This window comes from Streptomyces ficellus (genome assembly GCF_030406405.1).
Classification (GTDB): domain Bacteria; phylum Actinomycetota; class Actinomycetes; order Streptomycetales; family Streptomycetaceae; genus Streptomyces; species Streptomyces ficellus_B.
This window is the reverse complement of the sequence record NZ_JAUEPL010000030.1, coordinates 64,838-83,684: the sequence shown is the minus strand read 5'-3', so window position 1 is coordinate 83,684 and position 18,847 is coordinate 64,838. Positions and strand designations below refer to the sequence as shown.

General features: G+C 74.0%; 19 protein-coding genes. 11 read left to right on the top strand and 8 right to left on the bottom strand.

Features of this window, described 5'->3' with window-relative positions; translation table 11 throughout:
• Window positions 1-637: futalosine hydrolase (locus QWM81_RS19815; protein ID WP_290113466.1), on the top strand; the 637-nt coding region annotated here is incomplete at its 5' end.
• Window positions 634-1,473, top strand: a complete 840-nt coding sequence (locus QWM81_RS19810) for a 1,4-dihydroxy-6-naphtoate synthase (RefSeq protein ID WP_290113465.1) — start codon at window positions 634-636, stop codon at window positions 1,471-1,473. The genes QWM81_RS19815 and QWM81_RS19810, both read left to right, overlap by 4 nt.
• A 140-nt stretch (window positions 1,474-1,613) precedes the next feature.
• Here QWM81_RS19810 and QWM81_RS19805 read toward each other — a convergent pair whose 3' ends face one another.
• Complete coding sequence (locus QWM81_RS19805; protein WP_126886708.1) at window positions 1,614-1,997, bottom strand: cold-shock protein; 384 nt, start codon at window positions 1,995-1,997, stop codon at window positions 1,614-1,616.
• A 202-nt stretch (window positions 1,998-2,199) separates the two neighbouring features.
• Between QWM81_RS19805 and QWM81_RS19800 the strand changes: the two genes are divergently transcribed.
• Complete coding sequence (locus QWM81_RS19800; RefSeq protein WP_290113464.1) at window positions 2,200-2,457, top strand: hypothetical protein; 258 nt, start codon at window positions 2,200-2,202, stop codon at window positions 2,455-2,457.
• On the opposite strand, the gene QWM81_RS19795 is transcribed toward QWM81_RS19800, so the two are convergent.
• From QWM81_RS19795 to QWM81_RS19785, 3 genes are all read right to left on the bottom strand, one after another.
• Complete coding sequence (locus tag QWM81_RS19795) at window positions 2,427-3,065, bottom strand: HAD family hydrolase (protein ID WP_290113463.1); 639 nt, start codon at window positions 3,063-3,065, stop codon at window positions 2,427-2,429. The two genes, QWM81_RS19800 and QWM81_RS19795, sit on opposite strands and share 31 nt — an antisense overlap.
• Window positions 3,066-3,195: 130 nt before the next feature.
• Window positions 3,196-3,537 carry a hypothetical protein gene (locus QWM81_RS19790; RefSeq protein WP_290113462.1) on the bottom strand — a complete coding sequence of 114 codons (342 nt, stop codon included), beginning with the start codon at window positions 3,535-3,537 and terminating at the stop codon, window positions 3,196-3,198.
• Window positions 3,538-3,700: 163 nt separating this feature from the next.
• Window positions 3,701-4,690 (bottom strand): hypothetical protein, encoded by a 990-nt coding sequence (locus tag QWM81_RS19785; RefSeq protein WP_290113461.1) that lies wholly within the window; start codon window positions 4,688-4,690, stop codon window positions 3,701-3,703.
• Between the two features lie 42 nt (window positions 4,691-4,732).
• On the opposite strand from QWM81_RS19785, the gene QWM81_RS19780 reads away from it, so the two are divergent.
• The 3 genes from QWM81_RS19780 (at window position 4,733) to QWM81_RS19770 (ending at window position 9,655) form a co-directional block, all read left to right on the top strand.
• The gene (locus QWM81_RS19780) at window positions 4,733-7,354 is read left to right on the top strand and encodes a helicase C-terminal domain-containing protein (protein WP_290113460.1); all 2,622 of its coding nucleotides are present in this window, start codon (window positions 4,733-4,735) and stop codon (window positions 7,352-7,354) included.
• A gap of 368 nt (window positions 7,355-7,722) precedes the next feature.
• A complete protein-coding gene (locus tag QWM81_RS19775; RefSeq protein ID WP_290113459.1) occupies window positions 7,723-7,872 on the top strand; it encodes a hypothetical protein in 150 nt (49 codons plus the stop codon).
• Between the two features lie 118 nt (window positions 7,873-7,990).
• The gene (locus tag QWM81_RS19770) at window positions 7,991-9,655 is read left to right on the top strand and encodes a DNA repair helicase XPB (protein ID WP_290113458.1); all 1,665 of its coding nucleotides are present in this window, start codon (window positions 7,991-7,993) and stop codon (window positions 9,653-9,655) included.
• Here the strand turns inward: QWM81_RS19770 and QWM81_RS19765 are convergent.
• Window positions 9,642-9,818: a hypothetical protein gene (locus QWM81_RS19765; RefSeq protein ID WP_290113456.1), complete on the bottom strand. Its 177-nt coding sequence runs from the start codon at window positions 9,816-9,818 to the stop codon at window positions 9,642-9,644. The genes QWM81_RS19770 and QWM81_RS19765 overlap by 14 nt on opposite strands.
• Before the next feature lie 272 nt (window positions 9,819-10,090).
• On the opposite strand from QWM81_RS19765, the gene QWM81_RS19760 reads away from it, so the two are divergent.
• Window positions 10,091-12,121, top strand: a complete 2,031-nt coding sequence (locus QWM81_RS19760) for a HelD family protein (RefSeq protein WP_290113455.1) — start codon at window positions 10,091-10,093, stop codon at window positions 12,119-12,121.
• Window positions 12,122-12,244: 123 nt separating this feature from the next.
• Here the strand turns inward: QWM81_RS19760 and QWM81_RS19755 are convergent, their stop codons facing one another.
• On the bottom strand, window positions 12,245-14,518 hold the full coding sequence (locus QWM81_RS19755; protein WP_290113454.1) for a heavy metal translocating P-type ATPase: 2,274 nt from the start codon (window positions 14,516-14,518) through the stop codon (window positions 12,245-12,247).
• Between the two features lie 177 nt (window positions 14,519-14,695).
• Here QWM81_RS19755 and QWM81_RS19750 point away from each other — a divergent pair, with 177 nt between their 5' ends.
• Together QWM81_RS19750 and QWM81_RS19745 are read left to right on the top strand one after the other, a co-directional pair.
• Window positions 14,696-15,397, top strand: coding sequence for a copper homeostasis protein CutC (locus QWM81_RS19750; protein ID WP_290113453.1), 702 nt, complete (start codon window positions 14,696-14,698; stop codon window positions 15,395-15,397).
• 64 nt (window positions 15,398-15,461) lie between these two features.
• Window positions 15,462-16,112 carry an HD domain-containing protein gene (locus QWM81_RS19745; protein ID WP_290113452.1) on the top strand — a complete coding sequence of 217 codons (651 nt, stop codon included), beginning with the start codon at window positions 15,462-15,464 and terminating at the stop codon, window positions 16,110-16,112.
• A 72-nt stretch (window positions 16,113-16,184) separates the two neighbouring features.
• Here the strand turns inward: QWM81_RS19745 and QWM81_RS19740 are convergent, their stop codons facing one another.
• Both QWM81_RS19740 and QWM81_RS19735 read right to left on the bottom strand, forming a co-directional pair.
• Window positions 16,185-16,478, bottom strand: a complete 294-nt coding sequence (locus tag QWM81_RS19740) for a DUF4031 domain-containing protein (protein ID WP_290113451.1) — start codon at window positions 16,476-16,478, stop codon at window positions 16,185-16,187.
• Window positions 16,475-16,831, bottom strand: coding sequence for a DUF8819 family protein (locus QWM81_RS19735; RefSeq protein ID WP_290113450.1), 357 nt, complete (start codon window positions 16,829-16,831; stop codon window positions 16,475-16,477). The genes QWM81_RS19740 and QWM81_RS19735 overlap by 4 nt, the downstream gene beginning before the upstream one ends.
• A 212-nt stretch (window positions 16,832-17,043) precedes the next feature.
• Here QWM81_RS19735 and QWM81_RS19730 point away from each other — a divergent pair, with 212 nt between their 5' ends.
• Both QWM81_RS19730 and murQ read left to right on the top strand, forming a co-directional pair.
• Complete coding sequence (locus QWM81_RS19730) at window positions 17,044-17,904, top strand: MurR/RpiR family transcriptional regulator (protein WP_290113474.1); 861 nt, start codon at window positions 17,044-17,046, stop codon at window positions 17,902-17,904.
• Between the two features lie 25 nt (window positions 17,905-17,929).
• Window positions 17,930-18,832 carry an N-acetylmuramic acid 6-phosphate etherase gene (murQ, locus tag QWM81_RS19725; protein WP_290113449.1) on the top strand — a complete coding sequence of 301 codons (903 nt, stop codon included), beginning with the start codon at window positions 17,930-17,932 and terminating at the stop codon, window positions 18,830-18,832.
• Window positions 18,833-18,847: the final 15 nt, after the last annotated feature.

Here is an 18,847-nt window from a genome sequence, read left to right as displayed (position 1 = left end):
CCCCGGGCCGGCCACCGCCCCGTCCGCCGCGCCGGCCGTAGCCGCCGGCCTGGTGGACGTCCTCGTGGCGGGCGTCGGGCCCGCCGCCGCGGCGGTGGCGACCACCAGCGCGCTGGCCCGCGCCCCGTACGCGTACGACCTGGTCGTCTCCGCCGGCATCGGCGGCGGTTTCGCGCCCCACGCCCCGCTCGGGGCCGTCGTCGTCTCCGACGCGATGATCGCCGCTGATCTGGGCGCCGACACGCCGGACGGCTACCTTCCCGTCGAGGAGCTCGGCTTCGGCCGCTCGGTCCACCTGCCGCCGCCCGGGCTGCCCGACCGGATCGCCAAGGCCCTGCACGAGGGCGGGCAGCGCCACCTGGTCGCGCCGGTCCTGACCGTGTCGACGGTCACCGGCACCGCAGCCGGCACGGCCCGGCTGACCGCCCGCCACCCGGACGCGGGCGCCGAGGCGATGGAGGGCTTCGGCGTCGCCGAGGCGGCCGCCGCGCACGGCGTACCCGTCATCGAGATCCGCGCGGTCTCCAACACCGTCGGCCCGCGCGACCGCGCCGCCTGGCGGATCGGCCAGGCCATGGACTCCCTGGGGTACGCCTGCCGGCTCCTGAGCACCACCGTCTTCCTGGAGGCCCTGTGACCCTGCGGATCGCGTACTCCCCCTGCCCCAACGACACGTTCGTCTTCGACGCCTGGGCGCACGGCCGCGTGCCCGGCGCGCCGGAGCTGGAGGTGACGTTCGCGGACATCGACGTCACGAACGGGATGGCCGAGCGGGGCGAGCTGGACGTGCTGAAGGTCTCGTACGCGGTCCTGCCGTACGTCCTCGACGAGTACGCCCTGCTGCCGTGCGGCGGCGCGCTGGGCCGGGGCTGCGGTCCGCTGGTCCTCACCCGCGAGGAGGACACCGACCTCAACGGGAAGACGGTCGCGGTCCCGAGCGAGCGGTCCACTGCCTACCTCCTGTTCCGCCTGTGGGCGGCGGAGACCGTGCCCGGTGGCGTCGGCGAGGTGGTCGTGATGCCGTTCCACGAGATCATGCCGGCGGTACGGGACGGGAAGGTCGACGCGGGGCTCGTCATCCACGAGGCCCGGTTCACCTACCAGCACTACGGGCTGCACTGCCTCGCCGACATGGGGCAGCACTGGGAGTCCACGACGGGGCTCCCGATCCCGCTCGGCGCGATCATCGCGAAGCGCTCACTGGGCGAGGCCACGCTGAAGCTGCTCGCCGAGTCGGCGCGGGCGTCGGTGCGGATGGCCTGGGACGACCCGGAGGCATCGCGCCCGTACGTACGCGCACACGCGCAGGAGATGGACCCGGCGGTGGCCGATCAGCACATCGGCCTGTACGTCAACGAGTTCACGGCCGACCTCGGCGAGGACGGCTACGCGGCCGTACGCGGGCTGCTGACCCGCGCGGCGGCCGAGGGTCTGGTCCCGCCCCTGAGCCCGGACGCCCTGTCATTCGCCTGACGCCGCGAGCAGCCGCACAGCGCACGCACACGCGCACGCACACGCCGGAGGGCCGAGGGACGGGGTCACCGTCCCTCGGCCCGAACGCGCCGAAGCCCTGACGCGCTGACGACTCGGACGTCCTGACTCAGGTGTCCGACTCAGACGTCCAGCTGGTCGGCGACCGCGCGCAGCAGGCCCGCGATCTTCTTGCCGTGGGCCTTGTCGGGGTAGCGGCCGCGCTCCAGCATCGGAGTGATGTTCTCCAGCAGCGTCGTCAGGTCCTGGACGATGGACGCCAGTTCGTCCGGCTTGCGCCGCTGCGCCGCCGCGACCGAGGGGGTCGGGTCCAGGACCGTCACCGACAGCGCCTGGTCGCCGCGCTGGCCGGCCACCACGCCGAACTCGACGCGCTGGCCGGGCTTGAGGGCGTCGACTCCGGCAGGGAGCACCGACGAGTGCACGAAGACGTCGCCGCCGTCGTCGCGGGAGAGAAAGCCGAAGCCCTTCTCGCTGTTGAACCACTTGACCTTGCCGGTAGGCACGTCTGTCCTCGTCCTCGTACTCGATGTCTGGCGCCGAAAATCGGCTCTGGATGGCACTGCAGCGGGTCGCCCGGACCCTCCCCCGCGCTCTCGACTCCGCTTGAGCAAGGGGGGACCCCCGGCGCACCAAGGCTAATGGTCCGGGGGCTGGTGACAAGACGTCTCCGGTTTGTTCCTCCGGCCTGGGAACTACCCTGGCCGAATGCGTAACGAAACCCCTTCGAACAGCGCCGCCCCCGGTGACGGCCTCGTCCGTGCCGGTGCCCTCGTCTTCATCATCGGCGCGGTGGCCACTTTGGTCACGGTGGCGCCGCTCTTCCTCGGCACCGATCCGTTCCCGCCGGTCGCGTACGCCGTGTGCATGCTGATGGGCGTCGGGTTCGTGATCGCCGCGGCCGGGGTGCTGCGGTCGATCGCGGCGCAGCGCCGTCAGGCCACGTCGGCGGCCGACGCCCGGTAGCCCTCCCACCAGGCCGGAAACGCCGTCAGATCAGGCAGGATGACGTCCGCGCCGGCCGCGCGCAGCTCGTCGGCGTCGCACGGCCCGGTCGGTACGGAGACGGCGAGGGCACCCGCGGTGCGGGCGCCGCGGACGTCGCCGGTGTGGTCGCCGACGTACACGGTGGCGCGGTGTTCGCGCAGGGCCTCCGCCTTGGCCTCGGCCCAGAGCCAGCCGATCACCGCGTCCGGTTCGATGCCCAGGTGGGCGAGGTGCAGCTTGGCGTTCGGCTCGTGCTTGGCGGTGACGACGACGGCCCGGCCGCCCGACGCGCGAACGGCTTGAATCGCATCCCTCGCGCCGGGCATGGCGAGCGTCGGCTCGATGGCGTACGTGGGGTAGATCTCACGGTAGCGGTCGCCCATCTCCTGGATCCGGTCGTCCGGGAACCAGTGGGCGAGCTCTTGTTCGAGGGGCGGTCCCAGGCGGGTGACGGCCAGGTCGGCGTCGATCCACACCCCGGTCTCGGCGGAGAGCGCCCGGTAGGCGGCGTGGATGCCGGGCCGGGAGTCGATCAGCGTCATGTCGAGGTCGAAGCCGACCGTGAGCGTGGAGACCATGGGGGCCATTGTGCCTGTCGGCCGCTTTCGGCCGGCTGCGGGGACGTGGCCCGCGCTTACCCGCCCGGGCGCCGCCGATGGCGGCGGCCCGGGTGGCCCGCGACGCTCCGCGCGGGCCACCCGGGTGCCTTGAGGCGGGTCAGGCCTTCTTGTCGACGACCTTCATGTTGTACGGGAAGCCGGAGGAGCCGCAGTTGAGCGTCGCGGCCTTCTCCTTGCCACCCGTGCGGTAGCCGGGGGTGCCCTTGTAGGGGCCCCTGGCGCCGCCCGGACCGCCGCACCACGCCTGGACGTTCCAGGTGCCGTTGCCCGAGCTGCACCAGCCCACGGCCACGTGGTCGTTGGTGTGCGACACGTACGCGCTGCAACCGGACGGTCCTACGGCGGCCTGCGCGGACGGCGCGACACCGAACGTCATGCCCGCGGCCATCAGGCCGAGCGCCGACGCGGTCGTTCCGAACTTCCTCAGTGTGCTGGTCATGCACTCTCCCCGTTCGAACGGATCTTCCAACAGGCGAAGGTATCCAGGCGCGGGCATGGGACGCGTCATACCAAGAGAGGAGTCGAACCGGTCCCCATGACGTATGGACATCCCCCAACCCGCCTGTTAGGGGAGGTCAGTTGTGAGCCCCGGGGGGCCGGGGTCACGTCCGGCGGGCGCGCCAGAGGAGGTGCAGGGCGGAGGCGAGGGCGGCCGCGCGCAGGGCCCAGGGCCAGGTGGCGGCGAACGCCGCGCCGAGCGCGTCGCCGCCCGGGGCGATCGGGTCGCCCCAGCGGCCGTCGAGCCTGCCCCACAGCCACACGGCCGCGCCCGCCGCCACCACGCCCGGCAGGCCGAGCACCACCCACTTGGCCTCCGCGCGGCTCAGACGGCGCGAGGCGTACGCGAGGAGCCAGCCGGCCAACAGGGGCAGCCAGGAGCCCAGGACCACGCCGGTCACCAGCAGCGCGGCGGCGGCCAGCAGCAGCGGATGGCCCAGCCGCGGCAGGCGGCGGCGCGGGGCCGAAGGAGCCGGGGCGACGGCTTCCGCGGCGGGTTCCGGTCCGGGTCCCGGAGCGGCGGGGTCCGTGGTGGCACGTTTCGGCGGAGGCTTCAGCATGTCGGGGATCTCCAGCCCGCCCCGGAACCCCGGCACCATCTCCCCGCCGAACGGGCCCTCCTCGACACGCCACCAGTCCGGCGGCGAGGCCGACGCGCCGACCTCGTCCATGCCCGCGAGGTGCGGGCTCCACGCGTCCGGTGCCGACGTCTCGCGCGGGCGCGGCACGGAGGGCCGGCGCAGCCGTGGCGTGCGCGGTGTACGCGGCGTGCGCTGCTCGGGCACCGAAGGCCCCGAACGCCCCGACTGTGCCCCCGGCCCCGCCGGTGCCGCCGGACGCGCCGGGCCAGCCGTCCCGGAGGACGCCGCTCCCGGGGACGCCGCCGCCGCGACGACCTCGTCCGGCGTGCCGAGGGCGGTGAGAATGCCCCGTACCGCCGCCGGGCTGTCGTCCTTGGCGCGCCTGCTGTCGATCTCGCTCCGCAGCGATGCCACCAGCCGCATCCGCGTCTGCGAGGACAGCTGTCGTTGCTGGGCCAGGTCACCCACCCGGCTCAGATAGTCGAAGACCAGCTGGTCGCTCTCGATCCCCACCGTCACGACGTTAGCGCCTGCGCAGGGGCTAACGTGGTGCGGATGGGGACCGGTGAGCTCGATCGGGAGGCGCACGTGCCCGCAAGCGGCGAAGGCAAGGGCGGTGCGGCGGCTCCGCGCACCCTCGCGGAGGCCCTGCGGGCGCGCGGCGACGAGGGGCTGGCCGCGCTGCTCCGCGCCCGCCCCGACCTGCTGGTTCCCGTTCCGGGTGACCTCACGCAGCTCGCCACCCGCGCCGGTACCCGCGCCTCCGTGGTGCGCGCGCTGGAGCGGCTGGACCGGTTCGTCCTCCAGACCGCCGAGGCCCTCGCGGTGGCGCCGGACCCGGCCCCGTACCCGGTGCTGCTCGCGCTGATGGCCGGTGACGAGGGCGACCCGGACGTCGAGGCGGCGCTGCCCCGGGCGGTCGGCGTGCTGCGGGAACAGGCCCTGGTGTGGGGCGACGACGACCGGCTGCGGCTGGTGCGGACGGCCCGCGAACTGCTGGCCCCCTCGCCGCAGCACCCGTCCCCGACCGGGCTCGGCCCGACGGTCGCGGAGGCGACGGCCGGTATGTCGCCGACCCGGCTCCAGGAGATCATCGCGGCGGCCGGGCTGCCCACGACACACGACCCGGTGTCGGCGGTGGCCGCGCTGACCGAGCTGTTCACCGACCGCGAGCGGATGGGCGCGCTGCTCGACACGGCGCCGATGGAGGCGCTGGGGGTGCTGGACCGGCTGGTGTGGGGGCCGCCGTACGGCGAGGTGACGGCGAACCCGACGCCGCCCGTGCGGTGGCTGCGCGACCGGGGCCTGCTGCTGCCGGCGACGGCGCGCACCGTGGTGCTGCCGCGCGAGGCGGCACTGCATCTGCGCGCCGGGCGCGCACACCGTACGCCGGAGCCGGTGCCGCCCGCCGTCACGCCCGCCCATGAGTACCGTCCACAGGTTGTGGACAGCACGGCGGCCGGCCAGGCGTACACCGCGCTCGCGACGATCGAGGAGCTCGCGAAGGAGTGGAACGAGGGCGGCCCGGCCGTGCTGCGCGCGGGCGGCCTGTCCGTACGGGACCTGAGGCGGACGGCGGTCGCGCTGGACGTGACGGAGCCGGTGGCGGCGTTCTGGCTGGAGGTCGCGTACGGGGCGGGGCTCATCGCCCCGGACGGTGCGGCCGAGGAGCGGTACGCCCCGACGCCCGAGTACGACGAGTGGCTCGCCCTGCCGGCCGCCGAGCGCTGGACGCGGCTGGCCGGCGCGTGGCTGACCGCCACCCGGACGCCCGGCCTGGTCGGCGCCCAGGACGCCAAGGGCCGCACGCTCGCCGCGCTCGGCCCCGACCTGGACCGGGGCGCCGCGCCGGAGGTGCGCCACCGGGTGCTGACGCTGCTGGCCGGGCTCCCGGCCGGGGCGTCGCCCGACCCGGACGCGCTGCTGGCGCGGCTGCGCTGGGAGCGCCCGCTGCGCGGCGGCGCGCCCGACAAGGACGCCCCGGGCACGGACCTGCGGGCCCGGCTCGCGAGCTGGACGCTGACGGAGGCGGAGCTGCTGGGCGTGACGGGCCGGGGCGCCCTGTCGGCCCATGGCCGGGCGCTGCTGCCGGGGGCGCCGGCCCCGGGCACGGACCACCCCGTGGCCGGCCAGGGCAACCCGGAGGCCGCCGCCCATGCCGCCCTGCCGGCCGACCCCGAGGCGTTCAACGGGCGGCGCCCGGCCCACTCCGGCGTGGCCCCGCACGCGGGCGCGGCCGCTCTGCTCGCGCCGCTGCTGCCCGAGCCGGTCGACCACGTCCTGCTCCAGGCGGACCTGACGGCCGTCGCCCCGGGCCCGCTGAAGCGGCCGCTCGCCGACATGCTCGCCGTGCTCGCGGACGTCGAGTCCAAGGGCGGCGCCACCGTGTACCGCTTCACGCCCGCCTCCGTGCGCCGCGCCCTGGACGCCGGGCAGGCGGCGGCCGACCTGCACGCCTTCCTGGCCGCGCACTCCCGCACGCCCGTGCCGCAGCCGCTCACGTACCTCATCGACGACGTGGCGCGCAGACACGGCCACCTCCGCGTGGGCGCCGCGTCCGCGTACGTACGCTGCGACGACGACGCCGTGCTCGGCGAGATCCTCGCCGACAAGCGGTCCGACCCGCTGCGCCTGCGCCGCCTGGCGCCGACCGTGCTGGCCGCCCAGGCCGACCCGGCCACGCTCCTGGAGGGGCTGCGGTCCATGGGCTTCGCCCCGGCCGCCGAGTCGGCGGAGGGCGACGTCCTGATCACCCGGGCGCACGCCTACCGCACCCCGCCCCGCACGGCGCCCGCCCCCGTGCCGGACGGCCCGCCGTCCCCCGGCGCCACACTGCTGGGCGCGGCCGTGAAGGCGATCCGCGCCGGGGACCTGGCCGCCACCGTCGTACGCCGCGACGAGCCGGGCCGCGACGGCACGTCCCGGCTCGTCGACGGCGAGCTGCCCCGCACCTCCGCCGCCGAGACCCTCGCCACCGTCCAGGCCGCCGCCATGACCGGCTCGGCCGTGTGGATCGGCTACGTGAACGCCGAGGGCGCCGCCAGCCAGCGGGTCATCGCGCCGGTACGGGTCGAGGGCGGCTTCGTCACGGCGTACGACCACACGGCCGACGAGGTCCGCACGTACCCGCTGCACCGGATCACGGGTGTGGCGGAAGTGGCGGAAGACCAGCTCTGACCGGCCCGGCCCCGATCATGCGGCCCGCCAGGCGAATTACCGCTCCGGGGTGACCAACTCCCCACTCCCGGGGGACTTTCCGCATACCCACCGGTGCGCCATGGGCAGCCACGAGCCGTCCCGATCAACCTCACGCACCACAGGAAAGAGGTCGTCCCATGCGCCGAGTCACCACCGTCCTCCTCACCACCGCCGCGTTCCTGTCCGCGTTCACCACCCAGGCCGCCGCGATCACCATCGATCTCTCGGGCGGTCTCGGCGTCTGACCGGCCGCCCCTGCCCCACCCCCGTGCGGGGCCCGCACCGCTCCGGACGGTGCGGGCCCCGTCCACCGTCCCCGCATCCGCCGCGTGAAAGGACCCCGTTCCATGAGGCACCGACCCCTGGCCCGCCGCATCGGCCGCATCGCCGCCGTCCTGTTCCTCGCCGCCATGGTGATCCCCCCGATCGGCGGCGCGGGCGGCCCGCTGGGCGAGGTCCAGGTCGAAGGCCCACTGGTGAGCAACATCTGGCTGTAGCCCCGTGTGAGCCACCTCACCGCACGCCTGCTCAGCCCGCCGATGCGTAACACTGGATGTTTGGCCGTGTCCCCGAGGCGCCGCCAGGACCGCCAGTAACGCCAGGAAAGGGTGAGGCGTGAACGGACCCCTGATCGTCCAGAGCGACAAGACACTCCTGCTCGAAGTCGACCACGAGCAGGCCGACGCGTGCCGTCGCGCCATCGCGCCGTTCGCGGAGCTGGAGCGCGCGCCCGAGCACATCCACACCTACCGGGTCACGCCGCTGGGCCTGTGGAACGCGCGGGCGGCCGGGCACGACGCCGAGCAGGTCGTCGACGCGCTCGTCGAGTTCTCCCGCTATCCCGTGCCGCACGCCCTGCTGGTCGACGTCGCCGAGACGATGGCCCGCTACGGGCGGCTCACGCTCAGCAAGCACCCCACGCACGGCCTGGTGCTGACCACCACCGACCGGCCCGTCCTGGAGGAGATCCTCCGCTCCAGGAAGGTCCAGCCGCTGGTGGGCGCCCGGATCGATCCCGACACGGTCGCGGTGCACCCCTCCGAGCGCGGGCAGATCAAGCAGACGCTGCTGAAGCTGGGCTGGCCGGCCGAGGACCTCGCGGGGTACGTGGACGGCGAGGCGCACCGTATCGACCTGGACGAGAACGGCTGGGCGCTGCGCCCGTACCAGAAGCAGGCCGTCCAGGGCTTCTGGCACGGCGGCTCCGGGGTCGTCGTCCTGCCCTGCGGCGCCGGGAAGACGCTGGTCGGCGCGGGCGCGATGGCGCAGGCCAAGGCGACCACGCTGATCCTGGTGACCAACACCGTCTCCGCCCGCCAGTGGAAGCACGAGCTGGTGAAGCGCACCTCGCTGACCGAGGACGAGGTCGGCGAGTACAGCGGGACCAGGAAGGAGATCCGCCCGGTCACCATCGCCACGTACCAGGTGCTGACGACCAAGCGGAAGGGCATCTACCCGCACCTGGAGCTGTTCGACTCGCGGGACTGGGGCCTGATCGTCTACGACGAGGTGCACCTGCTGCCGGCGCCGGTCTTCAAGTTCACCGCCGATCTCCAGGCCCGCCGCCGTCTCGGCCTGACGGCGACGCTCGTACGCGAGGACGGCCGCGAGTCGGACGTGTTCTCGCTCATCGGGCCCAAGCGCTTCGACGCCCCGTGGAAGGAGATCGAGGCGCAGGGCTACATCGCGCCGGCCGACTGCGTCGAGGTCCGCGTCAATCTCACCGACTCCGAGCGCCTGGCGTACGCCACGGCCGAGACGGAGGAGAAGTACCGCTACTGCGCGACGACCGCGACCAAGCGGAAGGTGACGGAGGCGCTGGTACGGAAGTTCGCGGGCCAGCAGATCCTGGTGATCGGCCAGTACATCGACCAGCTGGACGAGCTGGGCGAGCACCTGGACGCGCCGGTGATCAAGGGCGAGACGTCCAACGCGCAGCGCGAGAAGCTCTTCGACGCGTTCCGCAACGGGGAGATCAGCGTTCTGGTCGTGTCCAAGGTCGCGAACTTCTCGATCGACCTGCCGGAGGCGACGGTCGCCATCCAGGTGTCGGGCACGTTCGGCTCGCGCCAGGAGGAGGCGCAGCGGCTGGGCCGCGTGCTGCGCCCGAAAGCCGACGGGCACCAGGCGCACTTCTACTCGGTGGTCGCCCGGGACACGATCGACCAGGACTTCGCGGCGCACCGGCAGCGGTTCCTGGCGGAGCAGGGATACGCGTACCGGATCGTGGACGCCGACGAACTGCTCCGGGACGTCGATCCCGATCTCAGCGGCGCCTGACGCCGGCTTCCTCGGCGTACTCCCCGAGGACGACGACCGCGAACGCCGCTTCGGCGAACACCTTGATCGCGCGCAGGGCGTTGCCGAGGCGGTGGGCGGGGTGGCGGGTGGCGCCGAGGGCCGTGGCGCCCGAACCGCCGTGGCTGAACGTGGCTGTGGTCATGTCTCCATGATGGTTTCCGGCCGTGGGCGGGTCATCGGTCCGCAGACCGAACCGCGAGGCCGCCCGCGTACGACTCCAGGCATACGGCATCCCCTACGGGTCGGACATCCCTCGGGTCGGATATCCCTCGGGTCGGATATTCGGTGGCTCCGCCTGTGGCGCGTGGCTAAGATCGCCGGCCTTGCCCGCCTCCCTTCGCGGAGCGCCGCCCCCCGGTCGGAAACCGGACGGGCCCCGCCCACACACGTGACCGACTCCACGGAGGCTCCGCCGTGCCCGCGCACACCGACCCCCTCGATCCCCTCGCGCGTGAACGCGCCCACCTCGCCGCCTCCCGGGCCGCCCTGCGCGCCATGCGCGAGGACGTCCAGGCGCTCGACATCCGGGACGTCACCGCGAACTGGGTCAACGCCGCCGTGCTGGAGGCCCAGATCGAGGAGCGGATCAAGGCGCTGGCCGACCTGTCGCACACGCCGCTGTTCTTCGGCCGCCTCGACCACCTGCCCACCGCCCAGGAAGGGCAGCGCTTCTACATCGGGCGGCGCCACGTCCACGACGGGGACGGCGACCCGATGGTGGTCGACTGGCGCGCGCCCGTCTCGCAGCCGTTCTACCGGGCGTCGAAGAAGGACCCGCAGGACATCGCGCTGCGGCGCCGCTTCGGTTACACGGGCGGCGAGCTGACGGCGTACGAGGACGAGCACCTGTCCGACCCGGCCGAGGCGGAGAGAACCTCTCGGCTCCTCCAGGCGGAGATCGAGCGGCCGCGCGTCGGCCCGATGCGGGACATCGTCGCGACGATCCAGCCCGAGCAGGACGAGATCGTACGGTCGGGGCTCGGCGGCACGCTGTGTGTGCAGGGCGGCCCGGGGACGGGCAAGACGGCGGTCGGCCTGCACCGGGTGGCGTACCTGCTGTACGCGCACCGGGAGCGGCTGGCCCGCACGGGCACGCTGGTCATCGGGCCGAACCGGTCCTTCCTCCACTACATCGAGCAGGTGCTGCCCGCGCTCGGTGAGCTGGAGGTGAAGCAGGCGACGGTGGACGATCTCGTCGCGCACGTCGAGGTGCGGGGCACCGACGACGCGGCGGCGGCGGTGGTCAAGGGCGACGCGAGGATGGCGGAGGTGCTGCGGCGGGCGGTGCGGTCGCATGTGACGATGCCGGCCGAGGCCCTGATGGTCGTACGGGGGTCACGGCGCTGGCGTGTGCCGGCGTACGAACTGGAGGAGATCGTCCGGGAGTTGCTGGACCGGGACATCCGGTACGGCGCCGCCCGTGACGCCCTCCCGCAGCGCGTCGCGCACGCGGTGCTGGTGCGGATGGAGCAGGCGGGTGAGGCGCCGGACGACCGGGTGCAGGACGCGGTGGCGCGCAACGCGGCCGTGAAGGCGCTGGTGAAGGCGGTCTGGCCGGCGGTCGACCCGGCGAAGCTGGTGCTGCGGCTGCTGTCGGACGCGGACTTCCTGGCGGCGCACGGGGACGGTCTGCTCACCGCCGACGAGCAGAAGGCCATCCTGTGGACGAAGCCGGCCCGTTCGGTGCGGTCGGCGTTGTGGTCGGCGGCGGACGCGGTGCTGATCGACGAGGTGACGGACCTCGTGTCGCGTACGCATTCGCTGGGGCATGTGGTGCTGGACGAGGCGCAGGACCTGTCGCCGATGCAGTACCGGGCGGTGGGGCGGCGCTGCTCGACCGGTTCGGCGACGGTGCTGGGCGACCTGGCGCAGGGCACCACGCCGTGGGCGACGGCGAGCTGGGCGGACGCGCTGCGGCACCTGGGCAAGCCGGCCGCGGTGGTGGAGGAGCTGACGGCCGGTTTCCGTGTGCCGCGCGAGGTGATCGCGTACGCGTCACGGCTGCTGCCGCACATGTCGCCGGGGCTGGCCCCGGTGCGGTCGGTGCGGGAGTCGCCGGGCTCGCTGGAGGTGCGGGCGGTGGAGGACCTGGACGCGGCGGTGGTGCAGGCGTGCCTCGCGTCGCTGGCGCATGAGGGCTCCATCGGCCTGATCGCGGCGGACGCGCGGGTTCCGGCGCTGGCGGAGGCGCTGGCCTCGCGGGGCCTGCCGTACCTGGCACCGGGCGAGGAGACGACGGCCGCCTCCCGCCTGACGCTGGTCCCCGCCTCGCTGGCGAAGGGCCTGGAGTACGACTACGTCGTCCTGGACGAACCGGCGGCGGTGGTCGACGGCGAACCGGACGAGCGCACGGGCCTGCGGCGCCTGTACGTGGCCCTGACGAGGGCGGTGTCGGGCCTGACGGTCCTTCACTCGGCGCCGCTGCCGAGCCAGTTGGCGGGGTGACCGCAAAGGCCCCCGGAGCGGGACGAACCGCTCCGGGGGCCGGTCGTGCGAGCGGTCAGGCCGCCGCGTTGATCCGGTCGCCGCCTTGATCCGGTCGCCGCCTTGATCAGGCCGCCGCCTTGATCAGGCCGCCTTGAAACCGCGCAGGCGCAGGCTGTTGCCGACGACGAAGACCGACGAGAAGGCCATGGCGGCGCCCGCGATCATCGGGTTGAGCAGGCCGGCGGCGGCCAGCGGCAGGGCGGCGACGTTGTAGGCGAAGGCCCAGAACAGGTTGCCCTTGATGGTGGCCAGGGTGCGCCGCGACAGGCGGATCGCGTCCGCCGCCGCCCGCAGGTCTCCCCGTACGAGGGTCAGGTCGCCCGCCTCGATGGCCGCGTCCGTGCCGGTGCCCATGGCGAGCCCCAGGTCGGCCTGGGCGAGCGCGGCCGCGTCGTTGACGCCGTCACCGACCATGGCGACGCGGCGCCCCTCGGCCTGGAGGCGCTTGACGACGTCGACCTTGTCCTCCGGCATGACCTCGGCGATCACCTGGTCGATGCCCACCTCGGCGGCGACCGCTTGCGCCACCGCCTTGTTGTCACCGGTCAGGAGGATCGGGGTCAGCCCCAGGGCACGCAACCGCTCGACGGCCTCACGGCTGGTGTCCTTGACCGCGTCGGCGACCTCCAGGACCGCGCGGGCCTCGCCGTCCCAGGCGACCGCGATGGCCGTACGGCCGGCCGCCTCGGCTTCCTCCCTTGCGCGGGCCAGATCGGCCGGGAGGTGGATCTCCCATTCGCGGAGCAGCTTCTCGCGCCCGACGAGGACCGCGTGCCCCTCCACGATGCCCTGGACGCCCAGGCCCGCGAGGTTCGCGAAGTCCTCGGGGACCGGGAGCGTACCGACCTTGGCCTCCGCGCCGGCGGCGACCGCCCGGGCGATCGGGTGCTCGGAGGCGTGCTCCAGCGCGCCCGCCAGCCGCAGCGCCTCGGCCTCGTCCACCGACTCGGCGGTGTGCACGGCGAGCAGCGTCATCCTGCCCGTCGTCACCGTGCCGGTCTTGTCGAGGACGATGGTGTCGACCTCGCGGGTGGTCTCCAGCACCTCGGGCCCCTTGATGAGGATGCCGAGCTGCGCGCCGCGTCCGGTGCCGACCATCAGCGCGGTCGGGGTCGCGAGCCCCAGCGCGCACGGGCAGGCGATGATCAGTACGGCCACCGCGGCGGTGAACGCGGCGGTCAGACCGGACCCGTTGCCCAGCCAGAAGCCCAGCGTGGCGAGCGCGAGAGCGATCACGACCGGTACGAACACCGCGGAGATACGATCCGCCAGGCGCTGCGCCGCCGCCTTCCCGTTCTGCGCGTCCTCCACCAGCTTCGCCATCCGCGCCAGTTGCGTGTCGGCACCGACCCGGGTGGCCTCCACGACCAGCCGGCCGCCCGCGTTCAGCGTCGCCCCGGTGACCGGGTCGCCCACGCCGACCTCCACCGGCACGGACTCGCCCGTCAGCATGGAGGCGTCCACGGCCGACGAACCGTCCACCACCGTGCCGTCCGTGGCGATCTTCTCGCCGGGCCGGACCACGAAACGGTCGCCCACCCGCAGCTCCGCCACCGGGATCAGCGTCTCGCGCCCGTCACGCAGCACGGTGACGTCCTTCGCGCCGAGCTCCATCAGGGCCCTGAGCGCCGCGCCCGCCTTGCGCTTGGAGCGGGCCTCGAAGTAGCGCCCGGCCAGGATGAACGCGGTGACCCCGGCCGCCGCCTCCAGGTAGATGTTCCCCGCGCCGTCGCTGCGGGCGATCGTGAACTCGAAGGGGTGCGTCATCCCGGGCGTACCGGCCGTGCCGAAGAACAGCGCCCACAGCGACCACAGGAACGCCGCCGACGTGCCGACCGAGATGAGCGTGTCCATGGTCGCCGCGCCATGCCGCGCGTTGGTCCACGCGGCCCGGTGGAAGGGCCAGCCGGCGTAGGTGACGACCGGCGCGGCCAGCGTCAGGGACAGCCACTGCCAGTAGTCGATCTGGAACGCCGGGACCATCGCCATCGCGATGACCGGCACGGAGAGCACGACCGCGGTGATCAGCCGCTGCCGCAGCGGCCGCAGCTCGTCGGGCTCGCCCTCCGCGCCCTCCGCGTCCTCCGCGTCCTCGCGGGTCTCCGTCGCGGGCGGCGCCGGCTCGTGCGCGGTGTAGCCGGTGGCCTCGACGGTGGCGATGAGGTCCTGTACGGAGACGTCGTCGCCCCGGTAGACGACCCTGGCCTTCTCGGTGGCGTAGTTGACGGTCGCCTCGACACCGTCCATGCGGTTGAGCTTCTTCTCGATACGGGCCGCGCACGAGGCGCAGGTCATGCCGCCGATGGCGAGCTCGACCTCGGCCGCGCCGGGTGTCGTCGTCGTTGGGGTGCTCATGCGTGCTACTCCTCGTCCGATGCCCTGTCTATCGTACCGGAATACCCGGAGGGGGTATCAACGGCCGCGACTTCTTTATACCCCCAGGGGGTATGCATCGCAAGGTGTCGGGCCTACCGAACGGCTAGGCTGGGCAATGGACTAGACCTGTAACGTCGGCTGAGGAAATGGGACCCCATGAGCAACCGTGCAGTCCTTGAGGTGATCGCCCTCGACGCGGAGGACGGGATCGCGGCCCAGGCCGGCGGGGCGGACCGCCTTGAGCTGGTCACCGACATGGCGGCGGACGGACTCACGCCGTCCCGGGAGACCTACGCCCGGATTCGCGCCGCCGTGGACCTCCCGCTGCGCGTGATGCTGCGCCGGGCCGACGGGTTCGAGGCGGGGGACATCGACGCCCTGGTGGGGATCGCGCGGGAGCTGCGCGAGGAGGGCGCGGACGAGTTCGTGCTCGGCTTCCTCGACGCGCGGGGACGTGTGGACCTGGTGGCCGTGGAGCGGCTGGTGGCCGAACTGGAGGGCTGCCGCTGGACGTTCCACCGCGCGATCGACCGGGCGGCCGACCGTGACGCGGCGCGCAAGCAGCTCGCCGACCTGCCCGGCCTGGACACCTACCTGACGGCCGGCTCGGCGGCCGGTGTCGACGAGGGCCTGCCGACCCTGCTGGCGGAGGCCGGGGCCATGCGGCGCGGCGAGCCCGGCTACGAGCACCGGCTGCTGGTGGGCGGCGGCCTCCGGCTGGACCACGTCCCGACGCTGCTCGCGGCCGGTGTGGACGCCTTTCACATCGGCGGCGCGGCCCGCCCGTCCGGCTGGTCGGCCCCGGTGTCCCCCACGGCGGTACGCACCTGGCGCACGGCACTGGACGCCGGGGCGTAACTCCTGACGGCACCCGCCGCGACCGCCCGCACGGTCAGGGGGCGCCACCGGCACAATGAGCCTCATGGCGCCCCTCCCCGAGCACCCCGCCCACGACGACCTCCGCCACCGCTGGGCGTCGGCCGTGCACGACGCCCCGCACGCGTACCGCTACGCGGACGACCTGCTCGCCCGCTGGGCCGAGCCGCAGCGCCGGTACCACACCACCGACCACCTGGTCGCCGTCCTCGACCGCGTGGACGAGCTGGCGGCGTACGCGGAAGACCCCGACCTCGTCCGCCTCGCCGCCTGGTTCCACGACGCGGTGTACCTGCCCGAGCGCTCCACCAACGAGGAGCGCAGCGCCCGCCTCGCCGAGCGGGCGCTGCCGGAGCTGGACATCGACGCGGCCCGTACGGCGGAGGTCGCCCGCCTCGTCCGGCTGACGCGCACGCACGACCCGGCAGAGGGCGACCGCAACGGCGCGGTCCTGTGCGACGCGGACCTCGCGGTCCTGGCCGCCGCGCCGGACGCCTACGCCGCCTACGCGGCAGCGGTACGCGAGGAGTACGGCTTCGTCCCGGACGACGCCTTCCGCGAGGGCCGCGCGGCAGTGCTGCGCCGGCTGCTCGGCCTGCCCCGCCTGTTCCGCACACCGCACGCCGCCCGCGCGTGGGAGGACCGGGCCCGCCAGAACCTGACGACGGAGCTGAAGCTGCTGGCCACGGGCGCGTGAGCGGCGCCGCCGACGCGCCCCGCTCGGGTCGGGCCCGCTCAGGTCTCGGACCCTCTCAGGTCTCGAACCCGCTCAGGTCTCGGACCCGCCCCCGCCTCCGGCCCGCCGCCCCCGCTTCCGTCGCCGCAGCCCCGCCGCCGTGAGCAGGCGGACCAGCTCCTTGGAGCCCACCTGCACCGCGCCCGCCGCCACGGCGGAGGCGTACCGGTCCGAGGGGACGTCGTAGTGGTCGCCGTCGAAGGCGCGCGGCGGGGCGCCGATCGCGGCGGCGAAGCCGTGGAGTTCGTCGTAGGAGACGTCGCTGATCATGTGCGACCACATGCGGCCGTGGCCCGGCCAGTCGGGTGGGTCGATGTAGATCGTCACGTGAGGCCGCCGACCGGGGCGACCACCACGCCCGCCTTGCCGCAGACCCAGTGCGGTTCGGGGCCCAGCTCCGGTTCCACGTCCAGGGCGTGCGGGTCGCCGGAGGTGCACACCGGGCACAGCGGCCAGCGGCCGTACCGCTCCAGCAGCGCGTCCTGGACGTCCTGGGCGACGAGCCCGGCGACGTACTCCATCCCCTCCGGCCACTGCTCGACCCACCAGCGGCGGTGCGTCACCGCGTCCTCGACGAGGGAGACGACCTCGGCGTCGGCGACATCACGCGCCATCAGGTCGGCGAGGACCAGGGCGCGCGCGGCGTGCAGGGCCTGCTCCAGTGGGTCCACGGCGTTCATGGAGTCATTGTCTCCCCAGGTCCGGAGGGGTTGACGGCCCCAGGGGCTGAAAATAGGTTTCAGATGTGACCGACACAGTGAAGGAAAGTTTCAACGCCGCGCAAGCCCAAGCGCAAGCGCAACCCCAAGCGCAACCCGAAGCGCAAGGCCAAGCCCAAGCCGCCGCAGCACAAGCGCCGGCCCAAGCGGCGCACGCACCCGCACCCGCCGCCCTGGCCGCCAAGGTGCGCACCCTCGCGCCGTCCATGACCCGCTCCATGCTGCGCGTCGCCGAAGCCGTCGCCGGTGACCCCGCCGGCTGCGCCGCCCGCACGGTCACCGGCCTCGCCGAGCTCACCGGCACCAGCGAGGCGACCGTCGTCCGCACCGCCCGCCTCCTCGGTTACCCCGGCTACCGCGACCTGCGCCTCGCCCTCGCCGGGCTCGCCGCCCAGCAGCAGTCCGGCCGGGCGCCCTCCGTCACCGCCGACATCGCGGTCGACGACCCGCTCGCGGACGTCGTCGCCAAGCTCGCGTACGACGAGCAGCAGACCCTCGCGGACACCGCCGCCGGGCTGGACACCATCCAGCTCGGCGCGGCCGTCACCGCGCTCGCCGGCGCCCGCCGCACCGACATCTACGGCGTCGGCGCCTCCGGCCTGGTCGCCCAGGACCTCGCCCAGAAGCTGCTGCGCATCGGGCTCGTCGCGCACGCGCACAGCGACCCGCACCTCGCCGTGACCAACGCCGTCCAGCTCCGCTCGGGTGACGTCGCCATCGCCATCACCCACTCGGGCTCGACCGGCGACGTCATAGAACCGCTCCGCGTCGCCTTCGACCACGGCGCGACCACCGTCGCGATCACCGGCCGCCCGGACGGCCCCGTCTCGCAGTACGCCGACCACATACTGACCACCTCCACCGCCCGCGAGAGCGAGCTGCGCCCCGCCGCCATGTCGTCCCGTACGAGCCAACTCCTCGTCGTGGACTGCCTGTTCACGGGAGTCACGCAGCGTACGTACGAGACGGCGGCCCCGGCGCTCGCCGCGTCGTACGAGGCCCTCGCGCACCGCCACGCCCCCCGCACCCGCTGACCGCCCCGCGAAAGAGCACGCCCAGATGAACCCTACCGAGCTCGCCACCCTCACCACCGAAGCCTTCCGCCCCGAACTGGCGGACATCGACCAGCTCCCCACCGCCGAGATCGCCCGCCTGATGAACGCCGAGGACCAGTCGGTCCCCGGCGCCGTCGCCACCCAGCTGCCCCGGATCGCCGCCGCGATCGACGCGGCCGCCGAGCGGATGGCACGCTGCGGCCGCCTCGTCTACGCGGGCGCGGGCACGGCCGGCAGGCTCGGCGTGCTGGACGCCAGCGAGTGCCCGCCCACGTTCAACACCGACCCCTCCCAGGTCGTCGCCCTCATCGCGGGCGGCCCCACGGCGATGCTGGAGGCGGTCGAGGGCGCCGAGGACTCCCGCGAGCTGGCCGCCGCCGACCTGACGGCCCTCCGCGTCGGCCCCGACGACACGGTGGTCGGCATCTCCGCCTCCGGCCGCACCCCGTACGCGGTCGGCGCGGTGGAGCACGCCCGTGCGAAGGGGGCGTTGACCATCGGCCTGTCCTGCAACGCGCACAGCGCCCTCGCGGCGGCCGCCGAGCACGGCATCGAGGTCGTCGTCGGCCCGGAGTTCCTCACGGGCTCGACCCGCCTGAAGGCCGGGACCGCCCAGAAGCTGGTCCTCAACATGATCTCGACGATCACGATGATCCGCCTCGGCAAGACGTACGGGAACCTCATGGTGGACGTCCGCGCCTCGAACGAGAAGCTCCGCGCCCGCTCGCACCGCATCGTCGCCCTGGCGACCGGCGCGCCCGACGCCGAGATCGAGGCGGCGCTCACGGCGACGGACGGCGAGGTGAAGCCCGCGATCCTCACCCTCCTCGCGGGCGTCGACCCCGAGACGGCGGCCGAGCTCCTCACCAAGACCGGCGGCCACCTCCGAGCAGCCCTCAACCAATAGGGCGGGCCGTGCGCG